The following is a 20,613-nucleotide window of genomic DNA, read 5'->3' as shown; positions in this document are numbered from 1 at the left end:
ATCAGTCGCCTGATTTCGCCGGCGTCAGCGTCGCGATCATGTGCTCCACGTACGCGTCGAACTCCTCATGCGACAGCCGCGGAAGCCCCAGGGTGAAGTTCAGCTGCAGGAAGCCCACGTAGGCGGCGTAGGTGAGCCGCGCGCGGTGCAGGGCCATCACCGGATCCAGGCCTGCCTCCGTATACATGCGGGTGAGGAAGTCGATGCGCCGCTGCGATACGCGCGACATCACCGGAACCACCTGCGGGTGGTCGAGCGCCTTGAGAAGGGCCGCATAGACACGGTGCGGCTGCAGTTCGTGGGCCACGCGGCGGAACAGTTCCGGCATGCGCTTGCGCGGGTCCGGGATGCGCTCGATTTCTGCGAGCACTTCGCGCTCCCCGTATTCTTCCCAGCGTTCCAGGGACGCCTGAAGCAGCGCTTCGCGGGTGCGGAAGTGCCAATAGAAGCTGCCCTTGGTTACCCCGAGGCGTCTGGCCAGGGCCTCGACGGCAAGCGCGCCGACCCCTTGTTCGGCGATGAGGGCCAGGGCGCCGTCCTCCCAGTCTTCAGCGGAAAGGCGGGCTCGTTCGTTCTTCGCACCATCGTTCATCGGCGCATGGTAGCCGAGACCAGGGGGTTGTTGCATAAGACCTTGACTTGGCAGCGCTTAGCACACCGTACGCTGGCGTATTGACGCACTCGTCCCGGCACTACATACTCGACCGTATGGTAGCCGATCCCGTCCATGTCCCCTCCGTCCACGCGAGCCTGGCCTCGTTCGACGGCCTTGCGCTGGCAACCCAGCGCTGGCCCGGCGAGCGCTCGCCCTCGCTGCTGTTCGCGCATGGCTTCGGCCAGACCCGCCACGCCTGGAGCGGCGCCGCCCGTACGCTGGCCGCCCAGGGCTTCGAAGCGACGGCGTTCGACGCCCGCGGCCATGGCGGGAGCGGGCACATGCCGCGCGGCGATTACCACATGGAACAGTTCGTCGCCGACCTGCTGGCCGTAGCGCACCAGGCGCGTTCGCCTGATGGGCGGCCTCCGGTCCTGGTCGGCGCATCGATGGGCGGATTGCTCGGCCTGGTCGCCGCGGGCGAAGCCGAGGACCGGACGGCGCCGCCGTTTTCGGCACTGGTGCTGGTCGACATCACCCCTCGGTGGGAAACCGCCGGTGTCGAACGTATCCTCGGCTTCATGCGCGCGCATCCACAAGGCTTCGCCAGCTACGACGAGGCGGCCTCGGCCATCGAGACGTACCTGCCGCACCGCCGCGAGCGCAAGACGGAGGCGCAGCTGAAACCGTTGCTGCGCCAGGACGCCGACGGCAGGCTCCGCTGGCACTGGGATCCGGCCCTGCTCGACGGCCTCGTCCAGGAAAGCGAGCGTTACCAGCCGCGCCTGTTCGCCGCCGCCGCACGGGTCGAGGTGCCGGTGCTGCTCCTGTCCGGCAGCCGCAGCGACGTCGTCTCCCGGCATACCGTCGACGAATTCCTCCGCCTCGTGCCGCATGCGCGCCACGTGGCCCTCGCCGATGCCACCCACATGGTGGCCGGCGACGCGAACGACGCGTTTACGCGCGAGATCGCGGCTTTCATGACTACTCTTGGCTAACCGACTCTGACGAGGTGATACCGATGTCTGCGATCCTGGTTGTACTGGCGGCACTCATCGCCTCCGCTGCCTGCGCCTACCACCGCACGTCCCTGAAGACGTGGGCCATCGCGACGGCGGCGACGATCCTGGTCGTCGGCTTCGTCGCCGGCGCGCCAGCGACCACCGTCGTGCTCCTGGTCCTCCTGGGCCTGGTCGCGGTGCCTCTGCTGATGGTCGACTTCCGTCGCAAGAAGATCAGCGCACCGCTGCTATCGCTGTTCGCGAAGGTCACGCCGAAGCTTTCCGATACCGAGCAAACCGCGCTCGAAGCCGGCACTGTCGGTTTCGAAGGCCAGCTGTTCTCGGGCAAGCCCGACTGGTCGGAACTGCTCCGCCAGCCGAAGCCGGAACTTTCCATCGAAGAGCAGGCCTTCCTCGACGGCCCGGTCGAAGAACTCTGCGCCATGGTCGACGACTGGCAGATCACCCACGAGCTGGCCGACCTTCCGCCGAATGTCTGGGAGTTCATCAAGAAGAACAAGTTCTTCGGCATGATCATCCCGAAGAGCTACGGCGGCCTGGGCTTCTCCGCGCTGGCCCACTCAGCCGTGTTGCAGAAGCTCTCCAGCATGTCGCAGACGCTGGCTTCCACCGTGGCCGTGCCGAACTCGCTCGGGCCGGGCGAACTGCTGATGCACTACGGCAGCGACGAGCAGAAGAACTACTTCCTGCCGCGCCTCGCGGACGGGCGCGAGATCCCGTGCTTTGCACTGACCGGTCCCTATGCCGGTTCCGATGCCACCTCGATCCCGGACTTCGGCATCGTCACGAAGGGCATGTGGAACGGCGAGGAGACCCTCGGCATCCGCCTCACCTTCGACAAGCGCTACATCACGCTCGCGCCGGTCGCCACGATCGTCGGCCTCGCCTTCCGCATGTACGACCCGGACAAGCTGCTGGGCGACAAGGAAGACATGGGCATCACGCTGGCGCTGCTGCCGCGCGAAACGCCGGGGATGGAGATCGGCCGCCGGCACTTTCCGCTGAACACCCCGTTCCAGAACGGTCCGGTCCATGCGAAGGACATGTTCGTCCCTCTGTCCGTGCTGATCGGCGGTCCGCACATGGCCGGGCAGGGCTGGCGCATGCTGGTCGAATGCCTCTCGGTGGGCCGCGCCATCTCATTGCCGTCGAACGCCACGGGCGCCTCGCGCATGGCGGTTGCCGCCACCGGTGCGTATGCGCGCATGCGCAAGCAGTTCGGGCTGGCCATCGGCCGTTTCGAAGGCGTCGAGGAAGCGCTCGCCCGCATTGGCGGCCTTACCTATGCCATGCAGGCACTGTCGCGCGCGACTGCCGCCGCGGTGGATCGTGGCGAGAAGCCGGCTGTCCCGTCGGCCATCGCGAAGTACCACGCCACCGAGTGGTGCCGTCAGATCGCGTCCGATGCGATGGACATCCACGGCGGCAAGGGCGTGATCCTTGGCCCGAAAAACTACATGGGCCGCGGCTGGCAGAGCGTGCCTATCGCCATCACGGTGGAAGGCGCGAACATCATGACGCGCAGTCTCATGATCTTCGGCCAGGGCGCGATCCGCTGCCATCCCTACGTGCTCAAGGAAATGCAGGCGCTGAACATCGCGGATTACCGCGAGCGCCTGAAGGCCTTCGACGATGCGCTGTTCGGCCATATCGGGTTCGGCTTCTCCAATGCGGTGCGCAGCTTCGTCCTCGGCATCACGGCGGCGAAGATCGGCGATACCGCCGGCGATGCGTACACCCGGCGCTACTACCGCAAGCTCAACCGCTACTCGGCGGCGCTGGCACTCTGCGCCGACGTCTCGATGGGCGTGCTCGGCGGCAAGCTGAAGTTCAAGGAGAAGCTGTCGGCCCGCCTGGGCGACACGCTGTCGTACCTGTACATCGCCAGCGCCATGCTGAAGCGTTACGAGGACACCGGCTGTCCGGAAGCGGATCGTCCGCTGCTCGCCTGGGCGTTCCACGAGTGCGTGTGGAAGATGCAGATGGCGCTGGACGGCGTGATCCGCAATTTCCCCGTGCGTCCGGTGGGCTGGCTGCTGCGCGCCCTGGTGTTCCCGTTCGGCCGCCGCGAGGTACCGCCGTCTGACCGCCTCGGCCGTCGCGTCGCCGCGCTCATTACGGCGCCGAGTGAGGCGCGCGACCGTCTCACCACGTGGAGCTACCTCACGCCCACGGCGAACAACACGGTGGGCCGCATGAACCAGATACTGCCGGACGTGATCGCGGCGGAGCCGGTGGAGCGCAAGTTCGTCAAGGCGTTCAAGGGTGGCCAGCTGCGCACGCATACGTACAACGAGCAGCTGGTGGAAGCCGAGAGGCTGGGTGCCATCACGGCCGCCGAGCGCGAACTCCTCCAGCGCGTGCGCGACGGCGTGGCCGAGTTCATCTCGGTGGACGATTTCGACAGCGAGGAACTGCGCGCGAACGTCATGCGCAATGCCGAAGCGATGAAGTCGGTTCGCGCCGCGTAGTGTCCGGCACGCCTCATGGCGTGCCGAGCACGTAGAACTGGAAGAGTCCGGGCTCCCCGGTTGCCGGGGCACTGCATCGGTGGATGCGCAGGCCATGTGCCGCGGCCCGCTCGCGCACCGGCACCAGGAGTGGGGTGTGTCCGAACAGAACGGCTACCCCACCGGGGCGCAGCGCCGGGATCAGCCGGTCGAACAGCGCCATGGCCTGCGCACGGGTGACGACCTCGGCGTTGAGAAAGCGCACGATCAGTCCATCGCAGGACTGCGGTTCGGCATCGGCGGCGTCGGCGATGCCGAAGCTCACCGCCTTGCCGGCGTGACGGGATCTCGCGATGTCGATCATCGCCGCCGAGATGTCCCGCCCTTCGAAGCGCAGTGCGGGGCAGGCCTCGGCCATGGCCGCAACGAAATCGCCGGTGGAACATCCTGGATCGCGAACGAGCGCGCCCGAAGGCAGCCAATGCCTCAAGGTATCGGCGCACACCGGGTGCACGTGGTATTCGTCCTGGGCGAGGATCGCCGGATTCGAGGCGACGCGCGACCAGAAAGCGGGAGGGCACACCCATTCGCGCCCCGCGGCATCCCGGGCCGGGAACGGGAAGACGATGTCGCTCGACGGATCGCCGGCCGCTTCGCGCAGGAAGCCCATGGCCTCGTCAGGGCGGCGCAGCACGAAATCGAAGACGACGTCGTTTCCCGATAACGCGATGTCGACCTCGTCGCCGAGCAGGTGCATCGGCTCGATGCGATTGGACAGGGAGGGGCCTTTGGCCCCTTCGGTCGCGAACTTGCGTCCGAGCCACTGCCGTCCGCCATGGCGGAGCATGAAGTACTGCTGTTGTGACTCCGGAGAGCGCTCGATCAAGCGCCAGGGACAGGGTGCCATGGCGCGAGCGCCGTCGATCCCGGTGCGCAGATTCCTCTCCCGCGCCAGCCAGTCGCCCGTCTCATGCATGGACAGGCCGCCGGGCCGGAAAGGACGGCACGACGAGATTGCCTTCGCCGACGATGTGGTAATGCTCGAATCCCGGCACGAGGACCTGGCATAACGTCGTCCCGTCGGCGCGTTGCCGGATCGTATGGACCAGCGGTCGGTATCCTTCCAAGATGAGCCGACGCATGCCCTGCGAGAGCTGCTCGCCTACGGTGGTGTCGAAAGAGAACGGCGCTGGCTTGGCATATCGACGGGCCGCGGTGTCGAACAGGGAGGGAAGGTCGGCCACGCAGGCGCGGTGCAGCCGTGGCCAGGGGCGCAACCGCCGTTCGGCCCGTGCCAGATCGCCGGCGACGGCCGGTGCGACCCGCGCCATGGTATGCACCTGCACCAGTTCCCCGAGGGCACGTGCCATCGCGTGCGATGCCGACGCGGAGCTGCCGCTGCCGTACACGTGCACGGGATGCGGGCAGGTAGCGGCGAAGGCAAGGAAGGTGTGGGCCGAACCGTGCGACGAGATGTCGAGGAGGATGGCAGTCTCGCCCAACTCCCGTTCCGCGGACGACCACAGCCGCGCGATGCGCCAGTCCACGGTCCGGCGATCGACCACGAGCAGCGCCTCGTCGTCGCGATCATGGAAATGGGCCCGGAGGAAGCGGGAGACATCGTCGCGCTCGATGGCCTCGTTCATCGCATGCAGCGCCGCCTCGGCGAAGGTCGACCCGATGGCGGTGCCGCTGTTGCTGGCGTAGCGGCGGAGGCTTGAATAATCGAACTCGTCATCGTTGGCGGGCGCGTCGATGTACGTGGGACGGGAAAGGGCGAGCGGGTAAAGCGCTGTGTCGGCACGGAAGAAATCGGTGTAGACGCGGCAAGCCATGGAGGCGCCCGACTGGGCCGCCAGCAAGGCGTCGATCGCCGCGCCGAGCCCGCGGGGAATACTGCCCGCGTTGGTCCGCACGTGCCGTCGGGAACACTCGTCATGCAGCGCGAGGTAGTGCTCGAAGGCCTCGAACAGCCCTCCGACGAGCGCCGTTTCCGCGTCGCCCTTTCCTACGCCGGTGCAAAGCGGCGTTCCGTCGGTGTCGAACAGTTCCACGAGGGTGGCGTGCAGCGTGTCGCCATGGGGTGTCGCCTGCCATTGCAGGCCGTGAGCCGCGAGATCGGCTTCTATGCGTTGGCGGGCGACGGCAAGCGTGAATTCTCGCTCGGGCGGGAGCATGGCATTCCTCCTTGAAAAACGGGGCCGTCGGCCCCGTTCGCTTCCTCAATCCTCGACGAGCTCGTCGAGTTCGCACGGCGCCAGCTGGCTGACGGTGGCGGCGCTATCTTCCTGACCGTTTTCGTCGCCCGTGTGGACGAAACCTCGCATCATGTAGCCCATGGTGTTGCTCCTTGCTATCGATGGGGAAGCCGCCGGGGGAATCCATGGCGGCCCATCGAGATTAGGTGCCGACATGTCGACCGATAATCGGGCAAGCCCTGAGATGCCTGTAGGGGATTGCCTGCTCGCCCGCTAACGCGGATCGGGGAATATGGGCCTGCCCTGGGGATCCCATTGCATCGGCTGGGCATGCGGCGCGCGGCGCGCCGTGCACTTCCATCCCGGGCCGCCGTTGGCGTGGTAGATGATCCAGTCGGTCTTGCCATCGGCGGACTTGAAGAAGCCGTTGTGGCCCGGTGCGTAGACATGGCTCCGGGGCGAACTGGCGAGCACCGGTCTTGGCGACTTTCTCCACGAGGCCGCGTCAAGCAGGTTGGCGTCCTTGTCCGCCGTCAACAGGCCGATCGCGTAGTCGTCGGACCAGCATGCGCTGCCGGAATAGGTGAGATACGGCGTGCCATCGGGGCCCTCGATGAATTCAGGACCTTCCAGGATTTTCCGGCCGCCCTGCATCTCCCACGCGAACGTCGGACCGGCAATATCCACCTGTGCTTCGCCCACGGTCCACGGGTTGAGCATGGGAGCGAGGATCAGATCGCTTCGGTCGCCCACGTAAGCGGAATACGCGAAATAGAGCTTGCCCCGGTAGTCGAACACCGTACCGTCGATGCCAGGCAGATGCGTGGCCAGCATGCCCTTGTCGACCCAGGCACCCGTGGTGGGGTCGGCGGCGGCGTTCTCGAGGACGAAAATGTGTCGATGCGCGTCATCGTTGTGCCGTTTGTCCGTCGCGGTGTAGTACAGGTACCACTTGCCGTTGAGGAAGTGCAGTTCCGGCGCCCAGATGGCGGCCGAGTTGGGGCCTTCGGCAGGCGGACGCCAGACGGTGACGGGTGCTGCCTCGTTCAAACGCTGCATGTCAGCCGTCTTCCGGATGGCGATGCGGTCGCCCATCGTGTTCATGTAATAGAACACGCCTTGTCGCTGAGCCACCCACGGATCCGGCCCCGAGGGCAGTAGCGCCTGTGCATGCGCCGCCGCAGCCACGCACAACAGCGATGCTGCCAGCAGGCGGCGCATGTCAGTGCCCCGCCTGCAGGTAATCCACGTCCAACACGTGGGCGCCGCCATCGATGGCCAACGTATTCATGCCCGGCAACAGGTTGACCCTGGCCTCGAGCATGGACCAGCCGTCGCCATCGTCGTGCACGTCCCCCGCCGGCTGGCGCGCGCCGTTGACGACGATGGCGGGAACGCCAGGCAGCCCGACGGTGGCGAAGCGCACATGGAGCATCTGCGTGCCGCCCGTGCTGGCTACGTCGAAGCGCAGGCGGCCCGTATTGCCGGCGCCGAGCCGTGCCTTGCGGCCATTCGAGGCCTTGTCGTCGGTGATGACCACGCTCCCTTCCTTCGCCGCGTCTTCGGCTTCGAAGCGGCTGAAATCCAGCGGCGCGCTGCGGTAAAGCACTTCGTTCGCCCACTCGGACGAGGGCTCCGAGGGCGACGACGATGTAGTCACGTGCAGGAATCGTCCGTCGTCGCGACGGAGCAGGGCTTGCGTCCACCCTGCGTGGATGTTGCCGGTGCGCTTTTGCACGGGCGCCCGCACCTCCCACCACGGGCCACGGCCCGAAGCATTGTTCCAGTACAGCGAGCGGCCACCTTCGTCGCCACCGCCGCCGGCACGCTCGGCGGAGATCACCAGCGTGCCTTCGGGGCCACCCACGGGGAACCACTGCACGACCGGGCAGGCCGACGGCCACGCGCCCGATGCGGTCGCCACCGGAATGCCGTGCCGTTGCGGATCCCCCCAATCGAGGCCATCGCGGCTGAATTTGATGTGCACCTGCCCGTTGTTCGGGCCGTCGATGTTCTCGTAGGTCATGGCGTAACGGCCATCGCCCAACCGGGTCACCACGGCCATCCCCGGCCGTTCCACGCCGCCGGGGATGGCGACATCCAGCACTTCCGGTCCCCAGGTCTTGCCGCCATCGGTCGACAGCTTGTGCGCGAGCGCCTGGTTGTAACCCTCGGCCTTGTGCTGTTCGGTGGAGTAGTAGGCCACCATGCGTCCATCGTCGAGCACGTGGATGTTGGTCTCCCACACGCCCTTGTTGCCCTTGTCCTCCGGCCGCCCGCCGCCCTTTATCACCGAGCCGCGGTAGTGCCATGTCGCGCCGGCGTCGGTGGAGGCATAGACCTGCAGGTCCTGTGAGGTCACCCGGCCGTCGGCATCGTTGCCGGTGGCGTTGGCAGAGAGGATGAGCGTACCCGCGGCGAGTCCGCCGCTCGCCCGCGGCAGGCGCATGAGGTGCGGCTGCCAACGCAGCTGCCATGCGGGATCCTTATGGACCTGGTCCGTGACGTCGCCGGCCGACTGCCAATGGTCGCCGCCATCCTCGCTGCGCCAGAGCGCGATGCCCGCCATGCCTTTCTGTTCAAAGGCCATGAGAAGGCGGTCGTTGCCTTCGCCTACCCGCGTGACCGTGACGTACCCGGATCCGTCGGCGAGATGGGTGCCGACGGCCACGGGTCCGGTCGGCGCCGCGTTTGTACACACCGCCATGGCCAGCAGGGCAAGGCCGGGAACCGCACGCTTGCGCAACCTCATGATGTCCTGATCCCTCTTTCAAAAAGTGGGCGTATCGGGACGCGCTGCCCGATACGCCGGGGAAGAAACGTCAAAGCTTGAGGCGCACACCGACGCCGACCGTGCGATCCTGGTAGCGGATATCGCGCGGACGGCTGGTGCCTTCGCCGAAGAACTGGTGGAGGTTCGCGCCCAGGATATTGGTGGCGTTGAACACGCCCGTGAGGTTCCTGGTGAAATCGTAGGCCAGCGAAAAATCCACCTGGTTTGCCGGCTTGATGTAGTCGTTCACCCCCGCGACATTCACGGCGTTGAAGCCGTCGATGAACTTGCTGCGGTAGTTGTAGGCAAGGCGCGCCGAGATACCGTACTTCTCGTACATCAGCACGGCGTTGCCATTGTTCTTCGAGACGTTCTGCAGCGGCGCGACCACGATGGGACCGCCGATGTACTGAGGCGAACGCGTGCTGCCTTCGATGTAGGTGTAGTTCAACTGGACGCCCAGCCCACTGAACGCGCCCGGCAGGAAGTCGAAGAACTGCTGGTAGGCCACCTCGGTACCGTCGAGGTGACCTGAGCCCGCGCTTTGCGGTGAGGACAACTGGTAGGGCAGGCCGCCGATCACCACGTCGGTCACGTAGTTCTGGATATAGCCCTTGATGTCGCGATAGAACACGTTGCCGCTGATGTAGCTGGACGGGCCGAAGTAATACTCCAACGAGGCGTCGTAATTGGTCGATTTGATCGGCGTGAGGTCAGGGTTGCCGCTCGCTGCCACACCCGCACGGTTGATGGTGGGTGGATTGAGCGAGATGGACGGGTTGAGCTGGCCGAACCCGGGGTAGGTGATCGTCTTCGCGGCCACCAGGCGTAGTTGCAACTGGTCGGTCATGTGCAGGTTGAAGCTGAGGTTCGGCAGGTAGACGGGCGCGTTGGTTCCTGCCGAGATCGGCGTATAGATGTTCGTGCCGGCGTCGTACGAGAAGGCGTTGAGGCGGCGCAGGTTGCGTTCCACGCGGACGCCCATCAAACCGTCGTAAGGCATGCCGAAAAGCTCGTTGCCGTAAGCCACCTGCAGGTAGCCCGCGATGGCCTGTTCCTTGATCTGGTAGTAGCGGCCGGGATTCTGCGGCGCCAGGCCGGTGGGCAGTCCGTATAACGTGCGCAGGGCGTCCGCGTGATCGATCAGGTAATCGTACGAGCCGGTGAGCCAGCGCGTCGGCAGGGCCGAAGTAGTGGGCATGGCCGTGAAATAACCGGAAGGGAAGCGTGCGATCACCTGGTTGTCCGGGTTCGGGTTGGCGGGGATGTCGCCGGTGCCGCCGGGCGGCGGCGTCGAGATCTCCACGCTGCCGGTGTATTCCGCCTTGTGGTTCGAGTAGCGCAGGCCGAAATCGGCGTACTGGAAGAAGTCGCCCGCGAAATCGTAATTGCCGTCGCCACGCCAGGCGAACTGCTTGGCGCTCTGGTTGTTCCAGGTCTGGAACAGGCCGTTGAGGTAGAAGTTGGCGGGGTTGGTTTCCGGGTTGCCTGCGAGGCCCCAGTTCGTGTGGTCTCCCTGGTTGCCGCTCCACACCGTGGTGATCGGCCCCTTGAGGAAGGTATCGATGATGAAGTTCTGCTCGTGGAACGACGTAGAGTTCCAGGAAAAGTCGGTCGACAGGGTCAGCTTGTCGTTATGCCATTTCGCGCCGATCGAGTTCTGGATGTCGTGGCCGCGCTGCTCGTGCGCCTGCGTACTGGTGGCGGCGTAGCTGTTACCGGACCACGTGGCGCTGCTGGCATCGCAGATGCGTTGCCCGTAGTAGGGCGAACCGGTCTGCTGGTTGGCATAGCAGGTATCCGATACCGCGACCGAGGTGGGATCTACCGCTCCGGTGGGGAAGCTGAAGAAGAACGGCTGGTTGTAACGGTCGTTCATCCAGTCGTACAGGCCTTCCACGTAGAACTCGGTCTGGTCGTTCGGCTTCCATTGCAGGGCGTAGTTCGCTTCCTGGCGCTTTCGTTTGCCGATGTTGTAGTCGGCGCCGAAGCCATTGGGCGCGGAGATCAGATCGCCGTTGCTGCTGCGGATGGGGTCGCCCGATGCACCCGTGAGCACACGCGGATAGTCGCCCCATACCGCGTTGTAGTCGTAGTGCTGTTCGCTGGCGCCCATGTTGAGGAGTGCGCCGAACTCGCCTGCATCGGTGTGCCAGCGGTTGCTCAGCAGCAGGCTGCCTTCCGGGTCGTTCTTGTCGGCGTAGTGGCTATGCGTTTCGTTGAAGGTGGCCGCTACGCGCGAACCGTCGAAATCCAGCGGGCGATACAGTTGCATGTCGACGACGCCGGCGATGCCGCCGTCGATCATGCTTGCTTCGCTCGACTTGTAGACGTTCAATGCCTTCACCGCCGTGGCGGGAAGGTTCTGGAACGCGAAGGATCGGCCGACACCGGAAAAGATCTCGCGACCATTGAGCGTCGTGGCGACGTTGGGCAGGCCGCGGATCACCACGGAGGTGGTTTCGCCCTGGAAACCCTGCGCCACCTGCACGCCGGTGATGCGCTGCAGGGCATCCGCAACGCTGTTGTCGGGTAGCTTGCCCACGTCTTCCGCGACGATGGAATCGACGACCATGCGCGAGTCCCGCTTGATCTGCTGTGCGCTGGCAAGGCTTTCACGCAGTGCCTGGACGGTCACGGCGTTGAGGTTCACCGCGTTGGCCACCGCGTCGCGTTGCGCCGTGGCAGCCGTCTTCTTTTCGTCTTTCGCGGGTGGGGCAGTGGCTTTTTGCGGGTCCGCCGCCTGCGTCGTCGGGGCCTCGGCGGCATGGGCTGGCGAAAGGATGGCAGCGATCATCGACGCCAGCAGCGTCGCTGGAACACACAAGCGCTTCATGCAGATCTCCCCTCAGAGATTGGAATCGTCAAGCGGTCAACGAGCGGTCTTCAAGGCTTGCAGCGGAAACGACACGGCATCGGGCGGCACCACGCCCCGTGGCGATTTGGAAAGCAGGCGGATGATCTCGGCCTCGCGCTGGCGGTACGGCGTGCCGTCGCCGCGCAACAGGTCGTGGAACCAGAGCACAGGCGGCTTCTGGACGTAGGGTTTGTCCCAGGAATCCCAGGGCATGGTGGTCTGCGTCTTTCCTTCGACGAAGCCCCACTGAATCATGCCGACATCGAGCTTCTTGCCGAGCGGCAGGATGCCGTCGATGGTCGAGCCAGCCCCGCGGGCCATGTATTCCGTGCAGATCATGGGGCGGCCGTAAGGCGTCAACTGCGCGACGCGCTTCACGAACGTCTCGGGCCAGTCGTAGCTGTGGAAGGTGATGATGTCGGAACGCTCGAGCTGCGTCGCCTCCACCGCATTGAGCTTCGCGCCCGGGGTCCAGTCGTCGTCATGCCAGACCCCGCTGGTGAGCGGCTGCGTGGGTGATGCGCTGCGGGCCCAGTCGAACACCTGCGGAAGCAACTCGGCCACACGCTCGAATTTGTCTTTCGGGTTGGTGGTGTAGTTACCGCCTCCCGGGTTGTCCGGTTCGTTCCACACATCCCACGCAAGGACGCGCGGGTCCTTGGCGAAGGTCCCGACGATGTCGACGGTGTAATCCCTCAGGCGGCGATATTGGCCCGGATCGTCCATGGCGACCCCGGGGCCCTGGACCCAGCCGGAGTTGTGGACGCCGGCGACGGGAGCACGCTGCCTGCCCAGCTTCGGGACCGGGTCCCAGCAGGAATCGAACAACACGAGCATCGGTTTGATCCCATGCCGCGCGGCGATGGCGAGAAACGTATCGATGCGCTTCTTGAAGCCGGCGGCATCCTGTTCCCAGAGCTGGTCATGCAGGAACACACGCATGGTGGTCATGCCGAGTGCCTGAGCCCAGCCCAGTTCCTTGTCGATGCGCGCGGGGTCGAAGGTGTCGGCCTGCCACATCTCGAACTGGTTGATCGCGTTGGCCGGGATGTAGTTGCTGCCTACCGGCCATGGCTGCTTCGCGTACCACGCATGGGCCTGGGCGGGCGTCCAGCGCGCCGCATTTCCTGCCGACGCCGTGTGAGCGACCAGGGCCACGAACATCCCGATTGCCAGCGTCCAACATGACTTCTTCATACAGCCCCCGTCGACGGCCGCTCACCCGAAGGCGGACATGCCTCTCCCGTAGGCGTCCCTGCGGACACCTGCTCGCTGTTCGTGTTGCTCCCCGGCCACCCCGATCCGGCCGAAACTCAGTCAAACATATTGTCAGACAAAATCGCAAGTGCCAGATTTTGTTCATATCGTTGACGCAGTGCGTCAAATGAGCCGATGGAAGCATCGACCACGCTCGACGATGGGCAGACGCCGACCCGAGCTTCCACGACGCGGTGCTGCACGCTGGACGCCGATCGGAAGGTGGCGAGCGATGCCATGCTGGCGACGCTCGCCGGCTCGGAGAAAAAATCTGCAATCACGTGCGGAGGCAAGCAGCCTCGCTTAGTTGCAGCCGTCCTGCTTCGCCACGACCTCGAGCAGGCGTTCCTCGACTTCGTCGCGCGTATGCGCACGGAACAGCCGCGGCGCCGCACGGCGGAGCGCGCCGCAGTCGAGCGAGGTGAGGCGGTCGCGCACCTGCAGCAGCTGGCCGGGGTGCATGCTGAATTCTTCCAGGCCCATCGCCAGCAGCAAGGCCGTGAACTGCTTGTCGCCGGCGATTTCGCCGCAGAGGCTCACCGGCTTCTTCGCGCGCCGTGCGCTGGCGATCACGTGAGCGATCAGGCGCAGGAAGGGCGGTTGCAGCGGGTCATAGATGCCTTCCAGGGCGTCGTTGTTGCGATCCGCGGCGAGTACGTACTGGGCGAGGTCGTTCGTGCCGATCGCGAGGAAGTCCGCCTTGGCGAGGATCGACGTGACCCCGATCGCCGCCGCCGGCACTTCGATCATCGCGCCGACGTCCAGTCGCTCCGGAAGCTCCTGGCCCTGCCGCGAGAGATCCTCGCGAGCCTTCTTGATGAGCGTGCGGACCGCGGCCAACTCGCCGATGTGGGTGACCATCGGCACGAGGATGCGCACCGGTCCGTAGCAGGCCGCGCGCAGGATCGCGCGCAGCTGCACGCTGAAGATGTCGGGATACCGCAGCGACAGGCGGATGCCGCGTACGCCCAGCGCCGGGTTGTCCTCGCCGCGGATCGCGAGGCCGGCCGCATCGGCCTTGTCCGCGCCGAGATCGAGCGTGCGGATGGTGACCGGGAGGCCGCCCATGCCGAGCACGACGTCGCGGTAGGCCGCGAACTGCTCGTCCTCGGAGGGCAATCCGCGCTGGCGCAGGAACAGGAATTCGGAACGGTACAGGCCAATGCCGTCGGCGCCGCGCGAGCGGGCCAGGGTGACGTCGCCGGCCAGTTCGGCGTTCGCGTAAAGGCGTACGTGCGCGCCGTCGCGGGTGAGCGTCGGCGCGGTGGCGAGCGCCGCCAGGCGGCGGCCTTCCGCGGCGGCCTGACGCTGCCACTGGCGATAGCGCGCGAGGTCCTGCGCCGTGGGGTGGACGATGACTTCGCCACGCTCCGCATCGATCAGCACGAGGTCGTCGTCGTTGACCGTGGCCAGTGCGTCCCTGGTGCCAACCAGCATCGGGATGTTGAAGCTGCGGGCGAGGATCGCGCTGTGGGAATAGATGCTGCCCGCGCTAGCGATGACGCCCAGCATGCCCTGGCCCGCCATGCCCGCCATGTCCGCCGGGGCGATGGTGTCGCTGACGACGATCTCGCCCACGCGCGACGCGAGCTTGCGCTCCTCGCGGCTGGACTGCTGGTTCAGTGCCGACATGACCCGGCCGATCACTTGGTCGATGTCTTCGCCGCGGCTCTTCAGGTACGGGTCGTTCATCGCGTCGAACACGGCGGCGAGCCGGTCGCGCTGCATCTTCAAGGCGGCGCTGGCCGTGTAATGGCCGACGGCGACGAGGTCGTCGAGGCCGCGCAACAGTTCTTCGTCGTCGAGGAGTAGGCTGTGCGCATCGATGAAGTCGCCCACCTCGCGCGCCAGCGCGCCGTGCAGCTTCCCGCGGAGTTCGTGCAGTTCGGTGCGGGCGGTATCGATCGCCTTGTGCAGGCGTTCGATCTCGGCGCCGACCTCGGCGTCCTCGAGCATCCGCATGTCCACCGCGAGGAGGCTCGGCTGAACCAGGCGCGCCCGGCCGAGGGCCATGCCCCTGGCGGCGGGTGTCCCGGTCAGCACGACTCGCATGCTCAGGCGCCTTCGTCGAACTTGCGGTCGAACAGGTCGACGACGGCCGCGATGGCCTTCTCGGCGTCCTCTCCGTCCGCGCGCACGGTCAGGGGCGTGCCCATGCCGGCAGCCAGCATCATCACGCCCATGATGCTCTGTGCATTCACTTCGCGCCCCTTGCTGATGAGCCAGACCGTCGACTTGAATCCCGCGACCAGTTGGACGAGCTTGGCCGATGCGCGTGCATGCAGGCCGAGCCGGTTCGATACCACGATGTCACGTTCAAGCATGGTCGATGAAGATCCCTCCGCGACCGCCGCTGGCCGCGATCTCGGCCAATTCGGGTAGCGATTTTTCAGAATAATTGAGGACACGCAGCAGCATCGGCAGGTTCAGCCCGGAGACGCAGCGCAGGTGCACGCCGTACTCGCCGAGCGAGAGGCCGATGTTGCACGGCGTGGCGCCATAGAGGTCGGCCAGGACCAGCACGCCGTCGCCGTGGTCCAGTTCGCGGGCATGCCTGGCCGTGAGCGTGCGCATGACGTCCGGGTCGGCACTGGGCGGCACCTCGACGGCGTCGACTTCCAGCGGCAGCTTCGGCATCACGTGGCGGGCGGCGGAGATCAGCGCCTTGCCGACGGCCTCGTGGGTCATGAGAAGGACGCCGACGGTCATCGCGTGGCCTCTGGTGTGGGCTGGAGCTGGGTCATGTCACTCGAGTTCGCGATGGAAGGTCAGGACGTTGCCGCGTTCCGAGCGGAAATGCTGGGCCAGTTTCTCGACCAGGTAGACCGAGCGGTGGCGTCCGCCCGTGCAGCCTATCGAGACGGTGACGTAGCTGCGGTCCTCGCCGTCGAAGCGCGGCAGCCAGGTGTCCAGCCAGCGGGCCACATCCGCATAGTACTCGCCCACGAGCGGGTTCGCGTCGAGGAATTCGCGGACGGGCAGGTCCTTGCCGGAGAACGGCCGCAGGCGCGGGTCCCAGTGCGGGTTGGGCAGGCAGCGCGCGTCGAAGACGAAATCGGCGTCCGACGGGAGGCCACGGCGGTAGGCGAACGATTCGAAGAGCAGGGTGGTGCCGTCGGAGGCCGCGGCGTAGCCGGTAGCGAACAGGCGGCGCAACTGGTGGACGTTGAGGTCGCTGGTGTCGATGACCTTCTCGGCGATGGACACCAGCGGGCGCAGCAGCTTGCGCTCCTGCGCGATGGAATCGGCCAGCGACAGCTTTTCCGCCGCGAGCGGGTGGCGGCGGCGCGTTTCCGAATAGCGCTTGATGAGGACGTCGTCGCGGCTGTCGAGGAAGATCAGGTGGACATGCACGCCGGCCGTGGAAAGCTCGGAGAGGACGTGCGGCATGCGCGAGAGGTCGATGCGGCGGTTGCGCACGTCCACGCCCACGGCGATGCGCCGCCGCGGCCCGTGCTCGCCCTGGCTCACCGCGGCGACCAGCTGCGGGATCAACTCCGCCGGCATGTTGTCGACGCAGTAGAACTCGAGGTCCTCCAGCGCGCGCAGCGCCACGGTCTTGCCGCCGCCGGACATGCCGGTGAGCACGACGAGGTGGATCGCGTCGGGTTCGACGATGGGGCTGATGACTTCGTCGATCACGGGTTCACCATGGAGAGAAGCGGCGCATCTGGTGCGCCTGACGGTCGATGAAGGTCTGGGCCGGATCGATGCCCTTGCTCTTCAGCACGTGGTTGCGCACGGCGGCCTCGACCAGCACCGCGAGGTTGCGGCCCGGGGCGACGGGGATGGTGATCTTGGGCACATCGACGTCGAGCACGCTGCGCCGGCTGACGTCGCCCGTGAGCCGGGTCATGGCGTCGGGCTCCTCGCCATCGCGCAGCGGTTTGAGATGCACCACCAGGCGGAGATACTTCGAGGGCTTCACGGCGGTGTGGCCGAACATCTCGCGGATGTTCAGCACGCCCAGGCCGCGCACTTCGAGCAGGTCCTGCAGCAGTTCGGGGCAGGCGCCATCGATGACGTCGGGCGCGATGAGGGTGAATTCGGTGGCGTCGTCGGCCACCAGGCGGTGGCCGCGGCTGATCAGTTCCAGGGCCAGCTCGCTCTTACCCGAGCCCGGCTCGCCGGTGATCAGCACGCCGATCGAGAACACTTCCAGGAACACGCCGTGCAAGGTGACCCGCGGTGCGAGCGTGCGCGCCAGGTGGTATTGCAGGTAGGTGAGCAGTTCGTGGCCGCGCTTCGTGCTCTGCCACAACGGCGTATCGGTTTCCTCGGCCACCTCGCGCAGGTCGGGCGGGATCGACTGGTCCTTCGTGACGATGAGCGCGGCCGGCTGGTAGGCGGCGATCTTGTGGATGGCCTCCCAGCGCTGGCGCGAATCCAGGCCGTCGAGGTAGTTCAGCTCCTCGGTGCCGATGATCTGCACCTTGTTCGGGTAGATCACGTTGAGGTAGCCCACCAGCGACGGGCGCCGGCTCTGCTTGGCATTGGGTTCGAGCACGCGGGATTCGCCGCGCATGCCGGCGGCCCAGCGCAGGGCCATGCGCTCGTGTACCCCGTCGAACAATTGTCTGGCGGTCAGCCGGTCCACGCTCGGGTCCCTTGGGACTTGGGAAGGAAAGGCCGGCAACGCGGGGGGCGTGCCGGCCTGGATCCTATTGTGCCATCAAGGGCGGGCGGACTGCCTGGGGTCAGGTGGCGGCGCGGGCCTCCCGGACCTCGCTGTTGTGGTGATCCTTGACCTTTTCTTTATGCTTCCGGAGCTGGTCGGCCAGCTTCGCGATCATGGCGTCGATCGCGGTGTAGAGGGTGTCGTTCTTGTTGTCGTCGTCCAGCCGAGCGATGCCGTCGGCGTGGAGCCGGGTGCCGGAGCAATGCAGGGTGCCGCCCGCCTTGTGCTCGTTCTTGTCGACGGAAAGGACGACGCTGAGGGCCGTGATGTTGTCGAAAAGGCGTTCGAAGCGACCGATCTGTTGCTCCACGCGCTCGCGCAGGGCGGGGGTGATCTGGATGTGCTGGCCGCTGATCTGGATTTGCATTGACGCCTCCTTCTTGCTGAGGGTGCCGCCTCGCGGCGACGAGACCGGAGCGACGGAGCGTCGCTCCTAAGCTTGAACTGTTTGGACCGTGGACCTCCGGTGGGGTTCCTTCGCGCCGTCAGTTGGCGCGCACGCGTTCACTGGAGCTGGGGATGCGCATCGCCTCCCGGTACTTTGCAACGGTACGTCGGGCGACCTGAATACCGCGTCGATGCAGTTCCTCGGCCAGGGCCTGGTCGGAGAGCGGGCGCCGGGCGTCCTCCGCTGTGATGAGCTTGCGCAGCATGGCCTGGATGGCCGTGGCGGAGGCGCTGCCGCCGTCCTCGGTGGCCACGCCGCTGGAAAAGAAGTGCTTGAGTTCGAAGGTGCCCCGCGGCGTGTGCATGTACTTGCGCGTGGTCACGCGTGAAATGGTCGATTCGTGCATGCCCACCTCCTCGGCAACTTCACGCAAAACCAACGGATGCATGGCCTCGGGGCCATAGTCGAGGAAGGCGCTCTGCCGGCGGACGATCACGTCGGCCACCTTCTGCAGGGTTTCGGCGCGCGATTGCAGGCTCTTCAGCAGCCAGCGGGCCTCCTGCAGCTGTCCCTTCATCCAGGTGGCGTCGTCGCCGCGTGCACGCGCGATCAGGTTGCAATAATGCTGGTTGAGACCCAGCCGCGGCTGGGCGTCGGGGTTCAGGCTGACCTGCCAACGGCCGTTCTCGCGCCGTGCGTAGACGTCCGGCGCCACGTATTCGACGGGCGTGGCGTCCAGCGCGGCGCCGGGACGCGGGTCGAGGCTGCGGATCAGCGCGGCGGCCGAGGCCACGTGCTCTTCGGGAGCCTTGAGCCGGCGGGCGATCTTGGCGATGTCGTTGCGGGCCAGCAGCTCGAGGTCCTCGTTCACGATGCGGATCGCGAGTTCGCGATGCGGCGTGTCGAGCGAGAACTGGGAAAGCTGGCAGAACAGGCAATCGCGCAGGTCCAGGCTGGCGACCCCGGTGGGATCGAAACGCTGCACGCGCTGGCGCACGGCTTCGACTTCCTCTGTTTTCGCCTGCAATTCGGCGGGCAGGGCGGCTTCCACGGCGGCGACGCCATCGCGCAGGTAACCGTCCTCGTCCAGCGCGTGGATGATCGCCGTGGCGATGGCGTGCTCTCGCGGCGAGAACTGGGACAGGTTGAGTTGCCATTCCAGGTGCTGCTGGAGGCTCTCCGGCGCCGCGTTCTGCGGCTCGAAGCCATCCTCGTCCATGCCGCTGGCGCGCGAGGACGTGCCGGTATATTCGCTGGTATCGCCCTGGAAACGGTCGTCGTCCCACTCGGGAACGAGTTCCTCGGCAGGGGAGGCGGTGGAGTCTTCGTCTTCCTTGGGCGCCTTGGCCGGGGGTTCGTCGCGCGCGGGGAATTCGGCCGCGTCGTAGCCGTTCTCGTCCGGCGTGTCGCCCTCGGCATCGGATTCGGCATCTTCCGCGAACTCGAGCAACGGGTTGCTTTCCGCGATCTGGCGGAGTTCGGCCTCGAGCTCCAGCTGCGACAACTGCAGCAGGCGGATAGCCTGTTGCAGCTGCGGTGTCAGCGTGAGCTGCTGATGGAGGCGAAACTGGAGTCCGGGTTTCATGCCTTCGACGCTTGGGGTTCCCGAACCATCCTAACCCCTACCGGTGACCCAAACCAGCGGCCGGGCGGGCTAGCCCGGCCAGCCGTCCGTCATATCCGGAATTCGCGGCCCAGGTACACCTCGCGCACCTTTTCGTCGGCGAGGATATGCTGGGGCGTGCCCCGCGAGAGCACCTCGCCGTCGTTCAGGATGTACGCACGGTCGCAGATGCCGAGCGTTTCGCGCACGTTATGGTCCGTGATCAGCACGCCGATGCCGCGTTCCTTGAGGTGGCGGACGATGCGCTGGATCTCGCCGACGGAAATCGGATCGACGCCCGCGAACGGCTCGTCGAGGAGCATGTAGCGCGGCCGGGCCGCGAGCGCCCGCGCGATCTCGACGCGACGGCGCTCGCCGCCGGAAAGGCTGATGCCCTTCTGCTCGGCGATGTGCGCGATCTTGAGTTCGTCGAGGAGGCTTTCCAGTTCGTCCTCGCGTTGTTTCTGGCTCATGCCCTCGCGCAGTTCGAGCACCGCCAGGATGTTGTCGGCCACGCTGAGCCGGCGGAACACGGAGGCTTCCTGCGGGAGGTATCCGATGCCGAGTTTGGCGCGGGAATGCATTGGCAGGCCGGTGATGTCCTGCTGGTCGAGCTTGATCGAGCCGGCGTCGGCCTGGATCAGGCCCACCACCATGTAGAAGCAGGTGGTCTTGCCGGCGCCGTTGGGGCCGAGCAGGCCGACCACCTCGCCTTCACGGATGGAAAAGGCGAAATCGCGGACTACCTGGCGCGCGCGAAAGCGCTTCTGCAGGCCTTGGGCTGAAAGCATC

At 66.2% G+C, this 20,613-nt stretch carries 18 protein-coding genes; 2 read left to right on the top strand and 16 right to left on the bottom strand.

Annotated features, from left to right (window positions below):
- Window position 1: 1 nt before the first annotated feature.
- Window positions 2–592, bottom strand: a complete 591-nt coding sequence (locus ACR9ZH_RS12315; RefSeq protein ID WP_481291046.1) for a TetR/AcrR family transcriptional regulator — start codon at window positions 590–592, stop codon at window positions 2–4.
- A gap of 116 nt (window positions 593–708) precedes the next feature.
- Here ACR9ZH_RS12315 and ACR9ZH_RS12310 point away from each other — a divergent pair, with 116 nt between their 5' ends.
- Together ACR9ZH_RS12310 and ACR9ZH_RS12305 are read left to right on the top strand one after the other, a co-directional pair.
- Entirely contained in the window at window positions 709–1,593 is an 885-nt protein-coding gene (locus ACR9ZH_RS12310) for an alpha/beta hydrolase (RefSeq protein WP_481291039.1), read from the top strand.
- Between the two features lie 23 nt (window positions 1,594–1,616).
- The gene (locus ACR9ZH_RS12305) at window positions 1,617–4,088 is read left to right on the top strand and encodes an acyl-CoA dehydrogenase (RefSeq protein WP_481291038.1); all 2,472 of its coding nucleotides are present in this window, start codon (window positions 1,617–1,619) and stop codon (window positions 4,086–4,088) included.
- Between the two features lie 13 nt (window positions 4,089–4,101).
- Here the strand turns inward: ACR9ZH_RS12305 and ACR9ZH_RS12300 are convergent, their stop codons facing one another.
- The 15 genes from ACR9ZH_RS12300 to lptB all read right to left on the bottom strand — a co-directional run bounded on the left by ACR9ZH_RS12300 (window position 4,102) and on the right by lptB (window position 20,612).
- Window positions 4,102–5,043, bottom strand: a complete 942-nt coding sequence (locus ACR9ZH_RS12300) for a class I SAM-dependent methyltransferase (protein ID WP_481291037.1) — start codon at window positions 5,041–5,043, stop codon at window positions 4,102–4,104.
- Entirely contained in the window at window positions 5,036–6,244 is a 1,209-nt protein-coding gene (locus tag ACR9ZH_RS12295; protein ID WP_481291036.1) for a YcaO-like family protein, read from the bottom strand. Before ACR9ZH_RS12295 ends, ACR9ZH_RS12300 begins: the two co-directional genes overlap by 8 nt.
- Window positions 6,245–6,538: 294 nt before the next feature.
- Window positions 6,539–7,486: a glycoside hydrolase family 43 protein gene (locus ACR9ZH_RS12290; protein WP_481291035.1), complete on the bottom strand. Its 948-nt coding sequence runs from the start codon at window positions 7,484–7,486 to the stop codon at window positions 6,539–6,541.
- Window position 7,487: 1 nt separating this feature from the next.
- Window positions 7,488–9,017, bottom strand: coding sequence for an exo-alpha-sialidase (locus tag ACR9ZH_RS12285; protein WP_481291034.1), 1,530 nt, complete (start codon window positions 9,015–9,017; stop codon window positions 7,488–7,490).
- A gap of 70 nt (window positions 9,018–9,087) precedes the next feature.
- Window positions 9,088–11,874, bottom strand: a complete 2,787-nt coding sequence (locus tag ACR9ZH_RS12280) for a TonB-dependent receptor (RefSeq protein WP_481291033.1) — start codon at window positions 11,872–11,874, stop codon at window positions 9,088–9,090.
- Between the two features lie 36 nt (window positions 11,875–11,910).
- Entirely contained in the window at window positions 11,911–13,092 is a 1,182-nt protein-coding gene (locus ACR9ZH_RS12275; protein WP_481291032.1) for a glycoside hydrolase 5 family protein, read from the bottom strand.
- Window positions 13,093–13,208: 116 nt separating this feature from the next.
- A complete protein-coding gene (locus tag ACR9ZH_RS12270; protein WP_481291031.1) occupies window positions 13,209–13,391 on the bottom strand; it encodes a hypothetical protein in 183 nt (60 codons plus the stop codon).
- Window positions 13,392–13,455: 64 nt separating this feature from the next.
- Window positions 13,456–15,204, bottom strand: coding sequence for a phosphoenolpyruvate--protein phosphotransferase (gene ptsP / locus ACR9ZH_RS12265; protein WP_481291030.1), 1,749 nt, complete (start codon window positions 15,202–15,204; stop codon window positions 13,456–13,458).
- 2 nt (window positions 15,205–15,206) lie between these two features.
- A complete protein-coding gene (locus tag ACR9ZH_RS12260; RefSeq protein ID WP_481291029.1) occupies window positions 15,207–15,476 on the bottom strand; it encodes an HPr family phosphocarrier protein in 270 nt (89 codons plus the stop codon).
- Complete coding sequence (locus ACR9ZH_RS12255) at window positions 15,469–15,861, bottom strand: PTS sugar transporter subunit IIA (protein ID WP_481291028.1); 393 nt, start codon at window positions 15,859–15,861, stop codon at window positions 15,469–15,471. Before ACR9ZH_RS12255 ends, ACR9ZH_RS12260 begins: the two co-directional genes overlap by 8 nt.
- Before the next feature lie 36 nt (window positions 15,862–15,897).
- Entirely contained in the window at window positions 15,898–16,794 is an 897-nt protein-coding gene (rapZ, locus tag ACR9ZH_RS12250) for an RNase adapter RapZ (protein WP_481291027.1), read from the bottom strand.
- 4 nt (window positions 16,795–16,798) lie between these two features.
- Window positions 16,799–17,749, bottom strand: a complete 951-nt coding sequence (gene hprK / locus ACR9ZH_RS12245) for an HPr(Ser) kinase/phosphatase (RefSeq protein WP_481291026.1) — start codon at window positions 17,747–17,749, stop codon at window positions 16,799–16,801.
- A gap of 100 nt (window positions 17,750–17,849) precedes the next feature.
- Window positions 17,850–18,197 carry a ribosome hibernation-promoting factor, HPF/YfiA family gene (gene hpf, locus ACR9ZH_RS12240; protein WP_481291025.1) on the bottom strand — a complete coding sequence of 116 codons (348 nt, stop codon included), beginning with the start codon at window positions 18,195–18,197 and terminating at the stop codon, window positions 17,850–17,852.
- 118 nt (window positions 18,198–18,315) lie between these two features.
- Window positions 18,316–19,803, bottom strand: coding sequence for an RNA polymerase factor sigma-54 (locus ACR9ZH_RS12235; RefSeq protein WP_481291024.1), 1,488 nt, complete (start codon window positions 19,801–19,803; stop codon window positions 18,316–18,318).
- Window positions 19,804–19,892: 89 nt separating this feature from the next.
- Window positions 19,893–20,612 carry an LPS export ABC transporter ATP-binding protein gene (lptB, locus tag ACR9ZH_RS12230; protein WP_331544997.1) on the bottom strand — a complete coding sequence of 240 codons (720 nt, stop codon included), beginning with the start codon at window positions 20,610–20,612 and terminating at the stop codon, window positions 19,893–19,895.
- Window position 20,613: the final 1 nt, after the last annotated feature.

The organism is Luteibacter sp. SVR4-7G (assembly GCF_056755555.1).
Note: the sequence above shows the minus strand (reverse complement) of the source record. Positions and strands in the feature narration are given on the sequence as shown.